This is a genomic window from Labrys sp. 22185, from assembly GCF_052045555.1.
GTDB lineage: Bacteria > Pseudomonadota > Alphaproteobacteria > Rhizobiales > Labraceae > Labrys > Labrys neptuniae.
The window spans coordinates 164,176-178,866 of the sequence record NZ_JBQEPH010000013.1; the positions used below are offsets into that span (position 1 = coordinate 164,176).

A 14,691-nucleotide genomic window follows, 5' to 3' on the forward strand; every position below is an offset into this window, starting at 1 on the left:
TCTACCCCAAAGCCTTTCTCGCTCGCGACTCGACGATGCGGTTGTAGGTCACCATGATCGCGAGATTGGCGACCAGCACGACGATGGCGATGGTGGCTCCCAGCGGCCAGTTCAGCTCCTGGAGATATTGGTCATAGACCAGTGTCGCCGCCATCTTGAGGCGGCGCCCGCCGAGCAGGCCGGGGATGGCGAAGGCGCTGGCCGACAGGCCGAAGACGATCAGGCTGCCGGAGAGAATGCCGATCGTCGCCTGCGGCATGACGATGCGGCGGAAGCTGGTGAAGCGCGAGGCGCCGAGGGTACGGGCAGCCGCCTCGACCATGGGATCGAGCTTCTGCAGTGCGGTCCAGACCGGGATCACCATGAAGGGCAGCATCACATGGACCAGCGCGATGACGATCGCCGTTTCCGTGTAGAGCAGCCGTACCGGCCCGAGCCCCATCAGTTGCAGGGTGGCGTTCACCAGGCCGGTCGGGCCGAGCAGCATGCTCCATCCAAAGGCACGCACCACCACCGATACCAGCAACGGCCCGATGATGACGAGGAGGAAGACGGAGCGCCAGGGTTCGCGCATGCGCGAGAGGATGTAAGCCTCCGGCATGCCGATCAGCGCGCAGATTGCCGTCGTGATCGCGGCTATCTTCAGCGTTCGCCAGAAGATCCCGAGATAATAGGGGTCGGTGATCACCTTGACGTAGTTGTCGAGGGTGACGGCATCGCCAATACCGGTCGAATAGTCGTAGACGCGGAAGGAAAGCGTGACCGTAAGGATCAACGGGACGATCACCATCACGGTGAACAGCAAGAGGTTCGGGCCTGCCAGCAACCAGGGGATGGCTCCCTTGCGGCCGGTCATGACGCGGCACCCGGCAGGGGTAATTCCAGGCGGGCGCTGGCGGCATCCCAGCGCAGGGACACCGCGTCATGAGGGCCAGCCGGCTCCTGTCCGTCGTTGGGAGCGGAAACGGTCAGGGGCCCGGCTGGTGTGTCGACGTTGAAGAGCCAGTAGCTGCCGAGGAAGAAGCGCGAGGCGATGCGCCCGTCGACCACGCCTTCTCCCGGCCTGCCCAGCAGGATGCGTTCCGGACGAATTGTCAGGGTGATGGCAGCCCCGTTCTCGGCATGGTCGGCCTGTGCCGGCAATTGGCTTCCGCCTGCCAGCGCGACGCCGAGAGCGCCGTCGGTATGCCAGATCGCCTCGAGCCGGTTCATCTTGCCCACGAAGCCTGAAATGAACGGCGTGGCCGGGCGCTCATAGAGGCGATAGGGCGGGTCGACCTGCGTCATCCGGCCGGCTTCCATCACGACCACCCGATCGCTGATCGACAGGGCCTCGGCCTGGTCGTGAGTCACCATGATGGTCGTGGTTCCCACGCTTTGCTGGATGCGCCGCAACTCGAACTGCATCTCCTCGCGCAGCTTGGCGTCGAGATTGGACAGAGGTTCGTCCAGCAGCAGCACTGGAGGGCGGATGACCAGGGCACGCGCGATGGCGACGCGCTGGCGTTGTCCACCGGACATCTGGCGCGGATAGCGGTCCGCAAATCCACCGAGTTGGACGAGATCGAGGGCTTCGGCGACCCGCTTGTCGCGCTCCGGTCGCGATACGCCCCGCATCTCCAGCCCGAATGCTACGTTCTGGGCGGCCGTCATGTGCGGGAAGAGGGCGTAGTTCTGGAATACGATGCCAAGACCGCGTTTCTCGGGCGCAAGGCCCGTAATGTCCTGGCCATCCAGCACGATGCGCCCGCTGGTGGGTTCCACCAGCCCCGCGATCATTTGCAGCGTGGTGGTCTTCCCGCAGCCCGAGGGACCGAGCAGCGAGATGAACTCGCCCTTGTGAATCGCGAGGTCGACGTCGCTCACCACAGTCAGGGCGCCGTATCGCTTCGACAGCGATTCCAAGGCCAGGAAACTCATCTCACCTCACAGAGAACGTTTGGGGCCTTCAGCCTTGGCGGAAGCGAGGCGATGGAAACGCATTGGGGACTAGGCAGTCAACATTAAATTCCGTAGAATAGAATTCTGAATGATTTAATTCTGATATATAGAAAAATTATACATATAATGACTTAAATTTTCTGAAATAAGGAATACTATTGAGATGGTCGCTTCCGATGACATGGCGATTTCCACCGTAAGGCGGGCTCTGGAGCTCTTGCGCATCCTGGCTGGCGGTCCGCCGGAAGGAATGCGCCTGAAGGATATTGGCGAGGTGGTGGGCTATGGGCAGTCGATGGTCCACCGGCTCTTGCAGGATCTGATCCTGGAAGGCGTCGTCGAACAGGTATCCGGGAGCAAGCGTTACCGGCCGGCCCTGGAATTTTTCGTCCTGGCGGCGCGGATCGGGGAATCGAGCGGGCTGCGCAGATTGGCCGGGCCGACCTTGCTGCGGCTCTCGGCGACGCTGAGCGAGTCCATTTTTCTGCTGGTGCGTACCGGCTTTGACGCCGTTTGCCTCGACCTTGTCGAGGGGCCCTATCCCATCCGCTCGTTCACCGGTGATATTGGCGGCAAGGTGCCGCTCGGCCTGGGACAAGGGAGCCTGGCCATTCTCTCTCACCTTCCCGAGTCGGAGCAGGAAGCCGTGATCCGCTTCAACATGCCCCGGCTGATCGACAAGGGCTTCCTGGATGAGGCCACCTTGAGGGTGGCGATCGCCAAGGCCCGCGAACAGGGCTGGGCCGATCTCAACTCGGGCTTGATTCCCGGCATGGCGGGCGTCGGTGTTCCCGTCTTTGACGCGCATGGCCTGGCGGTCGCCTCGCTCAGCGTGGGCACGCTTGCCGAACGGCTGACGGAGAGCCGGCTCGCCGGCGTCGTCAAGGTGATGAAAGCCGAGGCCGAGGAACTCAGCCAGCGCCTCAATCCCTTTGACATGACGCTACGTCATCCCATGCGCAGCCTGGCATTCGCCAAGCCCGTCTCCTCCGGGCGGAGCTAGAGGCTGCCATGGGCCATGGATAGCGTGCCGATGAACACTTGCGGGAGTGCCTGATGGCGCGTCTGACTTATCCGAACTATTCCAGCCATTGCGGATGGAATGCGATGCTGCCGGCGCGGGAGGCCCGTGCCGCGCTGGAGGGCGACATCCGGGTTCGCTATGCCGTCATCGGCGCCGGATATACCGGCGTGGCGGCGGCGTGGCGCCTCGCCGAGCTCGACCTCACCGCCGAGATCGTGCTGCTCGAATCCGGCAGTGTGGGTGAGGGCTCCTCGGCCCGCAACTCCGGTTTCCTCGGCCGAAGGGTGATGCCAAAGGACGCTTCCGACGACATGGCGGCGAAGGCGCAAATCCTGTCGCGCTATCAGGCGGAAGGGTTCGACTGGCTCAAGGATCGGATCGACGCCCACGGCATCGATTGCCAGCTCAAGCGCACCGGCTATATCCGGACGGCCGCCACCGAACGCGGCAGGGCGGTCGTGGAGGCTGCCCGCGACATTGCCCGCAAGAACGCCATCCCGTATGAGGTCCTGTCACGGCTCGATCTGGAGCGGCGGATTGGCACGGCCTATTACACCATCGGCCTTCATCTGGAGGACAACTACCTGCTGCAGCCCGCCGCATTGATCCGTGGCCTCGCCGATGCGCTGCCATCCCAGGTGACGCTGCACGAGAACACGCCCGTGCTCGCCATGCGCCATGACGGCAAATGGCGTCTGGAAACACCGAATGGTGTGGTTACCGCCGACAAGGTCGTGCTCGCCACCAATGGCTTCATTACCAAATTCGGCTATCTGAAATCGCGCCTGGTGACGATCTACACTTATGCAGCGGTCACCGCGGCGATGCCGGATGCCGACAGTCGCTGGGCCGGTGCCGATGCCGATTGGGGCGTCCTGCCCTCGCATCGCTTGGGCACGACGCTGCGCCGCATCGGCGACAACCGGCTGATGGTTCGTAGCCTCTATTCCTATGAAGATGAACTGGACGAGCCACGCGTCATCCGTGCCTTGAGGACACGTTTCGAGCGGCGTTGGCCGGCGCTGCGCCATGTGCCGTTCGAATATGTCTGGGGCGGGACGACGGCCTTGACCATGAACGGCTCGCCCTGGTGGGGCAGGGTGGATGAAAACCTCTATGCCTCCGGAGGATGCAATGGCGGCGGCATCGTCAAGGGAACGCTGCTCGGCAAGCATATGGCGGAAATGATGACGGGGCACGGCGACCAGAGCGAATTGTTCGCCTCGCTGGGACTGGCCAACTGGATCGCACCCGAACCGTTCCGCGCAATGGGATTCCGGGTGATTTCAGCCTATGAACGGCACCGCGCCGGCCTCGAAATGTAGAGGCCGGCAAAGCCGCAATACCGATCAGTCCTTTGAATCGCTGGTGCCCTTGCGGATGCCTTCGAGGTTGATCCACAGTGCGATCAGCGTACAGACCGCGCCCGAGAGCAAGTAGACGCCGGAGGAGGCGAGGCCGAACCAGGAGGCCAGCGCCAGGGCGACGAAGGGGGCAAAGCCCGCGCCGAACAGCCAGGCGAGGTCCGAAGTCAGGGCCGCACCCGTGTAGCGGTAATGGATCGGAAAATTCATGTTCACCGCACCCGAAGCCTGGCCGAAGGTCAGGCCGAGCAGGATGAAGCCGCCGATCATGTAGATGAGCTCGCCCGTCTGGCCGCCATTCAGCAATTGCGGCGCATAGCCTGAATAGATGGCGATCGCCATGGCACAGACCGCGATCAGGTTGCGCCGGCCGAAGCGGTCGGCGATCGGGCCGGAGGCGACGATGGCGGCGAGCCCGAACAGGGCGCTGAAGATCTCGATGATCAGGAACTGCACCACGCTCTCATTGGTCTCCAGCACCACCCAGGCAAGCGGGAACACCGTGACCATGTGGAAGAGGGCGAAGCTCGCCAGCGGCGCGAAGGAGCCGATGATGATGGTGCGGCCCTGGGCAGCCACCGTCTCCGCGATCGGCTTGGGCTGCAGTTCCTGGCTCTGAAACATCTCGGCATATTCGGGCGTGGCGATGATGCGCAGGCGCGAGAATAGCGCCACCACATTGATGGCGAAGGCCACGAAGAAGGGATAGCGCCAGCCCCAGTCGAGGAAGTCGCCCGGGCTGAGTTCGGTGTAGAAGAAGGCGAACAGGCCGCTGGCGACGATCAGGCCGAGCGGGGCGCCGAGCTGCGGGATCATTGCCCACCAGCCGCGCTGGCCTTCGGGGGCGTTCAGGCTGAGCAGGGCCGGCAGGCCGTCCCAGCTGCCGCCGAGCGCGATGCCCTGGCCGATGCGCAGCAGCGCCAGCAGGACGCCGGCCCAGGCGCCGATGGTGCCGTGATTGGGCAGGAAGGCGATCGCGGCGGTGGAGCCGCCGAGCAGGAAGAGCGCAATGGTCAGCTTGACCTCGCGGCCATAATGCCGGTCGAACAAGGTGAACAGCGCCGAGCCGAAGGGACGTGCGAGGAAGGCGAGGGCGAAGATCGCGAAGGAATAGAGCATGCCCGTCAGCGCATCGAGATGCGGGAAGGCAAGCTTGGGGAACACCAGCACGGAAGCGATGGCATAGACGAAGAAGTCGAAATATTCCGACGTCCGGCCGATGATCACGCCGATGGCGATCTCGCTGGGCGTGATGGTGTGGCGCTTGGCGCCGTGCTGGCCCGCGGCCCCGGCCGGATGCATGGAAGTCGTGGTGCTCATCGTCCCTCGGCTTTCTCCAAAGCCCCTAGCCCGCTCGACGGAAGCCGTGCAGTATGGGGGTCCCTTGCGTACCTATTGCCGTCTTCATGATGATATTGTCATTGGACAAAATGTCCAATGGGCAGCCTGAAACCGGAGGCGTATCGGCACGACATGCGAATGCTATCCCGAATGCCGTCCCTTAGCTCCGTCCGCTTGCGCAAGCTTGCCCGCCTGGCCATGGCACTGCCCCTGGTGGGCCTGCTGGCGGGCTGCAATGCCGTGGTGCTCAGTCCCTCCGGCGACATCGCCGCCCAGCAGCGCGACCTCCTGGTGTTCTCCACCGTGCTGATGCTGGTGATCATCATCCCGGTGATGGCGCTGACGGTGCTGTTCGCCTGGCGTTATCGCCAGTCCAACAAGGCGGCGCGCTACGAGCCGGATTGGGACCATTCGACCCAGCTCGAACTGGTGATCTGGGCGGCCCCGCTCTTGATCATCATCATCCTCGGCGCGATCACCTGGACGGGAACCCACCTGCTTGATCCCTACCGGCCGCTCGAACGCGTGGCCGCGGGCAGGCCGGTGACCAAGGGGGTCAAGCCGCTCGAGGTCCAGGTCGTGGCGCTCGACTGGAAATGGCTGTTCATCTATCCCGAATATGGCGTGGCCAGCGTCAACGAGATGGCGGCTCCCGTCGACCGGCCGATCAATTTCAAGATCACCGCCTCGGCCGTAATGAATTCCTTCTACGTGCCGGCACTGGCGGGCATGATCTATGCCATGCCGGGCATGGAGACCAAGCTGCATGCGGTGATCAACGCGCCGGGCGAGTATGAAGGCATTTCGTCCAATTATAGTGGCGCCGGCTTCTCGGGCATGCGCTTCCGCTTCCACGGGCTCGACCAGGCCGGCTTCGACCAGTGGGTCGCCAAGGTCCGTGCCGGCGATGCCGGAACGCTCGACCGCCCGGCCTATCTCGCACTGGAGAAGCCGAGCCAGAACGTGCCCGTACGCTATTACAATGCGGTTGCCGATGATCTCTATCACGCCATCCTGAACATGTGCGTCGACGCCAACAAGATGTGCATGGACAAGATGATGGCGGTGGATGCAAAGGGCGGGCTCGGCAAGGAGGGCATCAACAATGTCCGGCCGCTGCTCTACGACAAATATGCCCGTCGTGGTGCGGTGTTCGGCCCTGAGCCCTATTTCGTCTCCTCATTTTGCGAGGTGCCGCGGTCCGGCGCGCTCGATACCTGGAAGCGCAGCGTTCCGGCGCTGAGCCCCAAGCCCGCTGGCCTCACCGGGGCCAGCCTGTCGATCCCGCCCGCCTCCCGCCAGTTGCCGCAGCTCTCCGCTGCGCAGCCCGGCTAAGTGCAACCTCATTCACGAGCGGTTTTTGCCATGTCTTCTGAAACGGTTGCGGTGAGCCCGATCTTCGGTCGGTTTACGCTTGAAGCCATCCCCTATCACGAGCCGATCCTGGTCGCGACCTTCGCGGCGGTGGCCATCGGCGGCATCGGCCTCCTCGGTGCGCTGACCTATTTCCGCGTCTGGGGCTATCTGTGGCGCGAATGGTTCACCAGCGTCGACCACAAGCGCATCGGCGTGATGTATATCGTGCTGGCGCTGGTCATGCTGCTGCGAGGCTTTGCCGATGCCATCATGATGCGCCTGCAGCAGGCGATCGCCTTCGGCGGGTCCGAGGGCTACCTGCCCCCCCATCACTACGACCAGATCTTCACGGCGCATGGCGTCATCATGATCTTCTTCGTGGCGATGCCCTTCGTCACCGGCTTCATGAACTTCGTGGTGCCGCTGCAGATCGGTGCGCGCGACGTCTCCTTCCCCTTCCTCAACAATTTCTCGTTTTGGATGACGGCGGCCGGCGCGGCCATCGTGATGATGTCGCTGTTCGTTGGCGAATTCGCCAAGACGGGCTGGCTCGCCTATCCGCCGCTCTCGGGCATCGCCTATAGTCCGGACGTCGGGGTCGACTATTATATATGGGGCCTGCAGGTCGCTGGCGTGGGAACACTGTTATCGGGCGTCAACCTGATCGCGACCATCGTCAAGCTGCGCGCGCCCGGCATGACGATGATGCGCATGCCCGTCTTCACCTGGACGGCGCTGTGCACCAACGTGCTCATCGTCGCCGCCTTCCCGGTGCTGACGGCGGTGCTCGCCTTGCTGTCGCTCGACCGCTATGTCGGCACCAATTTCTTCACCAACGACCTCGGCGGCAATCCGATGATGTATGTCAACCTCATCTGGATCTGGGGGCATCCTGAGGTCTACATCCTCATCCTGCCGGCCTTCGGCATCTTCTCGGAAGTGACGGCTGCCTTCTGCGGCAAGCGCCTGTTCGGCTATACCTCGATGGTCTACGCCACGGTGGTGATCACCATCCTGTCCTATCTGGTCTGGCTGCATCACTTCTTCACCATGGGCTCGGGCGCCAGCGTCAACTCCTTCTTCGGCATCACCACCATGGTGATCTCGATCCCGACCGGCGCGAAGATCTTCAACTGGCTGTTCACCATGTATCGGGGCCGCATCCGCTTCGAACTGCCGATGATGTGGACAGTCGCCTTCATGCTCACCTTCGTGATCGGAGGCATGACGGGCGTGCTGCTGGCCGTGCCGCCGGCCGACTTCGTGCTGCACAATTCGCTGTTCCTGATCGCCCATTTCCACAATGTGATCATCGGCGGCGTGTTGTTCGGCATGTTCGCCGGCGTCAACTACTGGTTCCCCAAGGTCTTCGGCTTTCGGCTCGATCCGTTCTGGGGCAAGATCTCGTTCTGGTGCTGGGTCGTCGGCTTCTGGGTCGCCTTCATGCCGCTCTACATCCTCGGCCTGATGGGCGTGACCCGGCGCGTCAGCCATTTCGAGGATCCGTCCCTGCAGATCTGGTTCGTGATCGCCGCCTGCGGCGCCGCGATCATCGCCGTCGGCATCGCCGCGATGCTGATGCAGTTCTTCGTGAGCTTCCGCAAGCGTGAAGAGCTCAAGGACGTCACGGGCGATCCCTGGGACGCACGCACGCTGGAATGGTCGACCTCCTCGCCGCCGCCGGCCTACAACTTCGCCTTCACCCCGGTGGTGCATGATCTCGACGCCTGGGCGGACATGAAGCGTCGCGGTTATAAGCGCCCGCTGGAGGGCTACAAGCCCATCCACATGCCCAAGAACACCGGGGCAGGCATCATCCTGGCCGGCCTGAGTGCGGTCTGCGCCGTCGCGCTGATCTGGTATGTCTGGTGGCTCGCCATTGCCAGCTTCGTCGCCCTGCTGGCTGCGATCATCATCCATACCTTCAATTATAACCGCGACTTCCACATCCCCGCCGAGGAGGTGGCCACCGCCGAGAATGCCCGCACGCGCCTGCTGGCGGCGGCAGGAGAACGCTGATGTCGCAGACCATCCTGATGCCGCAGACCGAGGCCGCAGACAGCCGGGCGCCGGTCTTCCACCTGCCGGAAGAACCGCATCATCCGGAAGGGTCGAGCACCATGCTCGGCTTCTGGATCTATCTGATGAGCGACTGCCTCATCTTTGCGATCCTGTTCGCCACCTATGGCGTGCTCGGCGGCAACTACGCCGCCGGTCCCTCCCCGAAGGACCTGTTCGATCTCAAGCTTGTGGCGTTGAATACCTCGATGCTGCTGCTCTCCTCCATCACCTATGGCTTTGCCATGATCTCGATGCAGGAAAGCAAGGTCGGCTCGACCCAGGCCTGGCTCCTCGTCACCGCTTTGTTCGGCATGGCCTTCGTCGGCATCGAACTCTACGAGTTCTCGCACATGATCCATGAGGGCGCGACGCCGCAGCGCAGCGGCTTCCTCTCCGCCTTCTACACGCTGGTCTCCACCCACGGCCTGCACGTTTCCACCGGCATCCTCTGGCTGTTCACCTTGATGGTGCAGGTCGCCCGCTACGGCCTGACCTCGGCGAACCGCCGGCGCCTCATGTGCCTGAGCCTGTTCTGGCACTTCCTTGACGTCATCTGGATCGGCGTCTTCACCTATGTCTATCTGATGGGGATGCTGCGATGAGCGCCCACACCCACCAAGACTCCCACCACGGCGCCCATCACGACGAGCATGGCTCTTCGCATGGTTCGCGCAAGAGCTACCTGATCGGCTTCGGCCTTTCGGTGGTGCTGACCTTCATCCCGTTCTGGCTGGTGATGACGGGCGCGCTTGAGTCCAAGGTCGCGACCTCGTTGATCGTGATCTCGCTGGCCGTGATCCAGATCATCGTGCACATGATCTATTTCCTGCATATGGACGCCAAGTCCGAAGGCGGCTGGAACCTGATGGCCTTGATCTTCACCATCGTGCTGGTGGTGATCACGCTGACGGGCTCGCTGTGGGTGATGTACCACCTCGTCAACAACATGATGCCGATCTCGGCGCATGACATGCGCAACATGCCGTGAGCCTGATGCGATGACGACGCCGGGTGGCCGGCCGGACCGGCCACCACGTTCTCGACGTGGTTTCATCGTCTTGGCGGCGGCTTTCGTCATCGCCTTTGCCGGCTTTTGTGCCCTGGGCATGTGGCAGGTCCAGCGCCTGGGCTGGAAACTCGACCTGATCGCCCGCATCGATGCCCGTATCCATGCCGAGCCAACGCCGCCGCCGGGCCCGGCAGCATGGCCCGCAATCGCTGCGGACAAGGACGCTTACCGCCGCATCCGCCTGGCGGGTGAATTCCTCGATCGCCCGCCCGCCTTCGTGCAGGCGACCACGGCGCGGGGAGGCGGCTTCTGGACGCTGTCGCCCCTGAAGACGGAGCAAGGCTTCGTGGTGCTGGTCAATCGCGGCTTCGTGCTGCCGGAAGAGCGTGCCAAGGCGGGCAATGCTGCCGGGCCGGCCGAGGTGATTGGGCTGCTGCGGCTCAGCGAGCCCAAGGGCGCTTTCCTGCGCAGCAACGATCCCGGTGCCGATCGCTGGTATTCGCGCGACGTGGCTGAAATCGCCGCCGCCCGCGGCCTCGGTGCCGTCGCTCCCTATTTCATCGATGCCGAGCGGCGGCAGGCCGGCGAAATTCCAGCCGGCGGCATGACGGTGGTCGATCTGCCCAACAACCATCTGGTCTACGCACTGACCTGGTTTGCCCTCGCCCTGATGACGCTTGGCGGGCTGGTCTATACCGTGCGCGAGCGAAGAGCGGGTTAATCCCTCATTTCAGCCGCCGCTTCTCCAGCTTGCGCGCCAGGGTGCGCCGGTGCATGCCGAGACGGCGTGCGGTTTCGGAAATATTGAATTCCGTCTCCACCAGCGTCTCGTGGATGCGTTCCCATTCGAGATTCTTGATCGAGGTCGGGGTCTGCGTGGTCGGCACGCTGGTGTCGCCGTCGCTGCGCTGGAAGGCCGCCTCGATATCGTCGGTATTGGAAGGCTTGGCCAGGTAATGGCAGGCTCCCAGCTTGATCGCCTCGACGGCGGTGGCGATCGAGGCAAAGCCCGTCAGCACCACGATCTTCATGACGGGGTCATGGCCATGCAGGGCCTTCACGCATTCCAGCCCCGAGCCGCCCGCAAGCTTGAGGTCGACCACGGCAAAGCCCGGTGCATGGCTTGCGAGCAAAGCCTGCATCGGTTCGAGGCCGGCCGCGACCTCCACGGCATAGCCGCGGCGCTCGAAGGATTTGCGCAGGGTTCGGGCGAAGGTCGTATCGTCCTCGACGATGATAAGGCGGCGCTCAGCCGGGGAGGGGGGCATCGGTTACTCCTTCGGGCGACAGCGTCGCCATCGGCAGGGTCAGTTCGACCAGGGCGCCGCCATTCAAGAGGTTCTTGGCCGTGACGGTGCCGCCGAGCTTGCGGGCGACATTGACGACCAGGAACAGGCCGAGCCCGCCGCCCGGCCGATTCTTGCTGGAATTATAGGGTTTGCCGAGCTGATCCAGTATGTCCTTGCCGAAACCCGGCCCTGCGTCGGTGACAGAGAGCGTGAGGCGGTCGCCGCGCCGCTCCAGGGCGATGCCCACCCAATTGGGCGAGGCTTCGAGCGCATTGTCGAAGATGTTGAACACCACCTGCTTGAGGGCGTCGTCCGAGACGATGGAGACATCCGTGCCGAAGGTGTTGTTGTAGTCGAGGCGGGCGGGGGAACGGCTGGCGCGCCATTCCTCCACGAGCTCGTTGAAGAAGCTGATCACGCTGGTGCGCCGGGTGCCTTCGCCACGCACCTCGCCCGATGACATCAGGATGCCGGTGACGATCGTCTTGCAGCGGTCGAGCTGGCCGCGCATTTCGGTGAGTTCGGCGGCGATCTCCTCGTCTTCCCGGAACATCGCCATGCGCTGCCAGTCGCTCAGGATCACCGAGAGCGTCGCCAGCGGCGTGCCGAGCTCATGGGCAGCGCCGGAGGCGAGCAGGCCCATGCGGACGATATGGTCCTCTTCGGCCGATTGCTGGCGCAGGCTTGCCAGATGGGCATCGCGGGCGCGCAGGTTGCGGTTGATGCGGGTGACGAAGAACACCAGCAGGATCGCTGCCAGCACGAAGCAGATGAAGGTGCCCTGGACATGCAGGTCGGCCAGGTCCGTGCCGCTCTGCACCGGGATCGGCAAGGGGCGGTTGAAGGTCGCCAGGCCGACGAAGCAGGCGCTGGTGGCCGCCAGCAGCGTCCAGGTCGACCATGCTTCCAGCAGGACGCCGCCGATGATGACCTGCAGGAGGTAGAGATAGATGAAGGGATTGGAAGCGCCGCCGCTCAGATAGAGCTGTACGGTGAGGGCGGCGACATCGAGCATGAGCTCGAGGAAGAGCTCGGTATTGCCCACCAGACCCTGGCTGCGCAGCCGGACCAGGCCGACGACGTTGAGCGCGACTAGGAAGCCGATCACCACGGCCATCTCGAACAGCGGCAGGGGAATGCCGAGCGCGAGGTCGACGAACAGGATGGTGATCACCTGCCCGATCACGGCGAGCCAGCGCAGCTGGATCAGCAGGGCAAGGTTTTTCTGGTCGGTGGTGTCACGAATGGTGGTCATGACAACTTACTAGAGCGTTTTCCAGAAAAGTTGATAGCAGAACGGTTGGCGAAAATGCCGCGAGGGCGGGCCGTCGTCGAGCCATTGCTGGCGGTTACCCGGCCTCAGCTCCTCAGCTCTTGTTGGTGCCGGTCGCAATCTCGGCGACGGGGGCTTTGCTCATCAAAGCGTTGATGCGGTCGCGCTCGGCCTTGAAGGAGGCGAGCAGCTCGCCATTGAGCTCGCGGCCCTGCGGCAGCTTGATGCGCATCGGATCGACGAAACTGCCGTTGATCTTCACTTCGTAATGGATATGCGGGCCCGTCGCCAGGCCCGACTGGCCGAGATAGCCGATGACCTGACCCATCTTGACCTTGGCGCCGACGCCTGTGCCCGAGGCGAAGCTGTTCATGTGCGAATAGGTCGAGAGATAGCCGTTGGCGTGCTGGATCTCGATGTGGCGGCCATAGCCGTTGGTCCAGCCGGATTTGACGATGGTGCCGTTGCCGGTGGCCAGGATCGGCGTGCCGACCCGGTCGGCCCAGTCGACACCGGTATGCATCTTGTAATAACCGAGGATCGGATGGCGCCGCATGCCGAAGGTGGAGCGCATCTCGCCGCCATTGATCGGCTTGCGGGTCAGGAACTTGCGCGCCGACTTGCCGTCCTCGTCGTAATAGTCGACCTGGCCGTCATCGGGACTGGCGAAATGATAGTAGCGCTTCAGCTCGCCATTGACGGTCAGCGCCGTATAGAGAATGTCGCCGACCGGGTTGCCGGCGTCGTCCTGCTCGTAGAACAGCTCGAAATTGTCGCCCGGCCGGGTGTGGCGGGTGAGGTCGACGTCATAGGCATAGACGCGCAGCAGGCGCTCGATCATTTCCTTGGGCACCTGCTGCTTCAGGGCCGTCTCGTAGATGGAATAATAGAGGCGGATACCGGTGCCGCTGTCGCCTTCATCCTCGTCGTCGCCGCCCTGATTGTCCTGGGCATTGGCGGCGATGTCGGTCGAGCTCGGATCCTGTACGGAAACATAGCCGCCGGTATCGGCAAGCACCACGGTGCCCAGATGCTTGTCGGCATTGTAGACCGACAGGCGTACGGGCCTGGAATGGGGGTCCTCTTCCTCGCCCGGAGCGACCAGAACCCGTAGGCGCAGCCCGCCATGCAGCTTGCCGGCATCGCCGAGCGCCTTGGCGATCTCCTGGACTTCCTGCGGTGTTGCGCCGAGGCGCCCCAGAATGCCGGCGAGCGTGTCCTTGTCCTCCACCGTGATGGTCTGCTCGCGGGAGGAGACTTCGGGCGCCGTCTTGGCGATGTTGGTGAAGTTCTCGGGCACGATGGTGATCTTGAGCGCCGAGTCGGGGTCGGTCTGCACGTCGGTCTCGCGCAGGGCCGTCAAATCGGCGCTCTCGGCGCGATCGTCGTCGGCGGCGAGCGCCACGAATTGCGGTGGGATGATCGCGGCGGAGGGATCGTTACCTTGGGTCTGTGCCCGCACCAGCGCGAGCACCTGCTCGTCGGGCAGCAGGGGGCCGGAGGTCGGCTGGAAGTTCACACCGACGAGGTCGCGGTTGGCCACGGTGACCTCGCCGTCGTCGGGCGCCTGCTCGACATGGGCGGTGGCGGGCGCCAGGGCCGCGTCCGGATCGGCGGAAAGAGCCTGGGGATTATAGGGAGGCACCTGGGAGGCGAGGGGGCCGGAAGCAATCTGCAGGCTGGCGAGCACGCGCGCGAAGGGCTTGACCTTGATGACGTCCTTGTCGCCCACCTTGGTGGTGGTGGAGACGCGAATGACCTGATGCGCTTCCATCGTATCGGTCTGGATCAGGATACGATCGGTCTTCTGGGTAGAAGTCTGGGCCTCGCTCTCGCGCACGACGGTGGGGGCGATCTGCGGTGCATGGCCCACGCTGTATTCGCCGTCCAGAGCGGCATAGACGGCTCCGCCCATGAGGCCGGCACCGCACAGGCCCGTGAGGACCGTTCCCGTCAGCCAGCGGATCGAGACCTTGCGCCGATCGGGCGCTCGCCCGCCATCTGCCGAAAGCGGCGCCTGCGTTCCGGGATCC

General features: G+C 63.7%; 13 protein-coding genes (1 of these 13 only partly in view). 7 read left to right on the plus strand and 6 right to left on the minus strand.

From position 1 onward, the window contains the following. Position 1 precedes the first annotated feature (1 nt). Both ACTJKX_RS23450 and ACTJKX_RS23455 read right to left on the minus strand, forming a co-directional pair. Positions 2 to 856 carry an ABC transporter permease gene (locus tag ACTJKX_RS23450; protein ID WP_394312285.1) on the minus strand — a complete coding sequence of 285 codons (855 nt, stop codon included), beginning with the start codon at positions 854 to 856 and terminating at the stop codon, positions 2 to 4. Further along, on the minus strand, positions 853 to 1,920 hold the full coding sequence (locus ACTJKX_RS23455; RefSeq protein ID WP_440726683.1) for an ABC transporter ATP-binding protein: 1,068 nt from the start codon (positions 1,918 to 1,920) through the stop codon (positions 853 to 855). Before ACTJKX_RS23455 ends, ACTJKX_RS23450 begins: the two co-directional genes overlap by 4 nt. Positions 1,921 to 2,104: 184 nt before the next feature. On the opposite strand from ACTJKX_RS23455, the gene ACTJKX_RS23460 reads away from it, so the two are divergent. Further along, positions 2,105 to 2,944 (plus strand): IclR family transcriptional regulator, encoded by an 840-nt coding sequence (locus ACTJKX_RS23460; RefSeq protein ID WP_440726684.1) that lies wholly within the window; start codon positions 2,105 to 2,107, stop codon positions 2,942 to 2,944. Positions 2,945 to 2,997: 53 nt separating this feature from the next. Next, positions 2,998 to 4,290 carry an NAD(P)/FAD-dependent oxidoreductase gene (locus ACTJKX_RS23465; protein WP_440726685.1) on the plus strand — a complete coding sequence of 431 codons (1,293 nt, stop codon included), beginning with the start codon at positions 2,998 to 3,000 and terminating at the stop codon, positions 4,288 to 4,290. A 24-nt stretch (positions 4,291 to 4,314) separates the two neighbouring features. Here the strand turns inward: ACTJKX_RS23465 and ACTJKX_RS23470 are convergent, their stop codons facing one another. Further along, positions 4,315 to 5,649 (minus strand): MFS transporter, encoded by a 1,335-nt coding sequence (locus ACTJKX_RS23470; RefSeq protein WP_311934311.1) that lies wholly within the window; start codon positions 5,647 to 5,649, stop codon positions 4,315 to 4,317. Positions 5,650 to 5,820: 171 nt separating this feature from the next. Here ACTJKX_RS23470 and cyoA point away from each other — a divergent pair, with 171 nt between their 5' ends. The 5 genes from cyoA to ACTJKX_RS23495 are packed head-to-tail and all read left to right on the plus strand — an operon-like array spanning position 5,821 to position 10,817. Next, the gene (cyoA, locus tag ACTJKX_RS23475) at positions 5,821 to 7,005 is read left to right on the plus strand and encodes a ubiquinol oxidase subunit II (protein ID WP_440726686.1); all 1,185 of its coding nucleotides are present in this window, start codon (positions 5,821 to 5,823) and stop codon (positions 7,003 to 7,005) included. 30 nt (positions 7,006 to 7,035) lie between these two features. Further along, positions 7,036 to 9,045, plus strand: coding sequence for a cytochrome o ubiquinol oxidase subunit I (gene cyoB / locus ACTJKX_RS23480; RefSeq protein WP_440726687.1), 2,010 nt, complete (start codon positions 7,036 to 7,038; stop codon positions 9,043 to 9,045). 17 nt (positions 9,046 to 9,062) lie between these two features. Beyond that, positions 9,063 to 9,689, plus strand: coding sequence for a cytochrome o ubiquinol oxidase subunit III (gene cyoC, locus ACTJKX_RS23485; RefSeq protein WP_440726693.1), 627 nt, complete (start codon positions 9,063 to 9,065; stop codon positions 9,687 to 9,689). After that, positions 9,686 to 10,075, plus strand: coding sequence for a cytochrome o ubiquinol oxidase subunit IV (gene cyoD / locus ACTJKX_RS23490; RefSeq protein ID WP_367625888.1), 390 nt, complete (start codon positions 9,686 to 9,688; stop codon positions 10,073 to 10,075). Before cyoC ends, cyoD begins: the two co-directional genes overlap by 4 nt. 10 nt (positions 10,076 to 10,085) lie before the next feature. Continuing rightward, positions 10,086 to 10,817 (plus strand): SURF1 family protein, encoded by a 732-nt coding sequence (locus ACTJKX_RS23495; RefSeq protein WP_440726688.1) that lies wholly within the window; start codon positions 10,086 to 10,088, stop codon positions 10,815 to 10,817. A gap of 4 nt (positions 10,818 to 10,821) precedes the next feature. Here ACTJKX_RS23495 and ACTJKX_RS23500 read toward each other — a convergent pair whose 3' ends face one another. The 3 genes from ACTJKX_RS23500 to ACTJKX_RS23510 all read right to left on the minus strand — a co-directional run. After that, on the minus strand, positions 10,822 to 11,364 hold the full coding sequence (locus ACTJKX_RS23500) for a response regulator transcription factor (RefSeq protein WP_440726689.1): 543 nt from the start codon (positions 11,362 to 11,364) through the stop codon (positions 10,822 to 10,824). Next, positions 11,345 to 12,640, minus strand: coding sequence for an ATP-binding protein (locus tag ACTJKX_RS23505; RefSeq protein WP_415085907.1), 1,296 nt, complete (start codon positions 12,638 to 12,640; stop codon positions 11,345 to 11,347). The genes ACTJKX_RS23500 and ACTJKX_RS23505 overlap by 20 nt, the downstream gene beginning before the upstream one ends. Positions 12,641 to 12,752: 112 nt before the next feature. Then, a protein-coding gene (locus tag ACTJKX_RS23510; protein ID WP_440726690.1) for a M23 family metallopeptidase crosses the window boundary here: on the minus strand, positions 12,753 to 14,691 show its 3' portion. 2 nt of this gene lie beyond the right edge of the window; 1,939 of the gene's 1,941 nt are visible here — the last part of the coding sequence; the start codon is cut by the window's right edge — 1 of its three bases falls inside, at position 14,691; the stop codon is at positions 12,753 to 12,755.

Coding starts and splice junctions, on each gene's coding strand:
- ACTJKX_RS23450 (WP_394312285.1), bottom strand. CDS start 856: ATGACCGGCCGCAAGGGAGCCATCCCCTGGTTGCTGGCAGGCCCGAAC.
- ACTJKX_RS23455 (WP_440726683.1), bottom strand. CDS start 1,920: ATGAGTTTCCTGGCCTTGGAATCGCTGTCGAAGCGATACGGCGCCCTG.
- ACTJKX_RS23460 (WP_440726684.1), top strand. CDS start 2,105: ATGGTCGCTTCCGATGACATGGCGATTTCCACCGTAAGGCGGGCTCTG.
- ACTJKX_RS23465 (WP_440726685.1), top strand. CDS start 2,998: ATGGCGCGTCTGACTTATCCGAACTATTCCAGCCATTGCGGATGGAAT.
- ACTJKX_RS23470 (WP_311934311.1), bottom strand. CDS start 5,649: ATGAGCACCACGACTTCCATGCATCCGGCCGGGGCCGCGGGCCAGCAC.
- cyoA (WP_440726686.1), top strand. CDS start 5,821: ATGCCGTCCCTTAGCTCCGTCCGCTTGCGCAAGCTTGCCCGCCTGGCC.
- cyoB (WP_440726687.1), top strand. CDS start 7,036: ATGTCTTCTGAAACGGTTGCGGTGAGCCCGATCTTCGGTCGGTTTACG.
- cyoC (WP_440726693.1), top strand. CDS start 9,063: ATGCCGCAGACCGAGGCCGCAGACAGCCGGGCGCCGGTCTTCCACCTG.
- cyoD (WP_367625888.1), top strand. CDS start 9,686: ATGAGCGCCCACACCCACCAAGACTCCCACCACGGCGCCCATCACGAC.
- ACTJKX_RS23495 (WP_440726688.1), top strand. CDS start 10,086: ATGACGACGCCGGGTGGCCGGCCGGACCGGCCACCACGTTCTCGACGT.
- ACTJKX_RS23500 (WP_440726689.1), bottom strand. CDS start 11,364: ATGCCCCCCTCCCCGGCTGAGCGCCGCCTTATCATCGTCGAGGACGAT.
- ACTJKX_RS23505 (WP_415085907.1), bottom strand. CDS start 12,640: ATGACCACCATTCGTGACACCACCGACCAGAAAAACCTTGCCCTGCTG.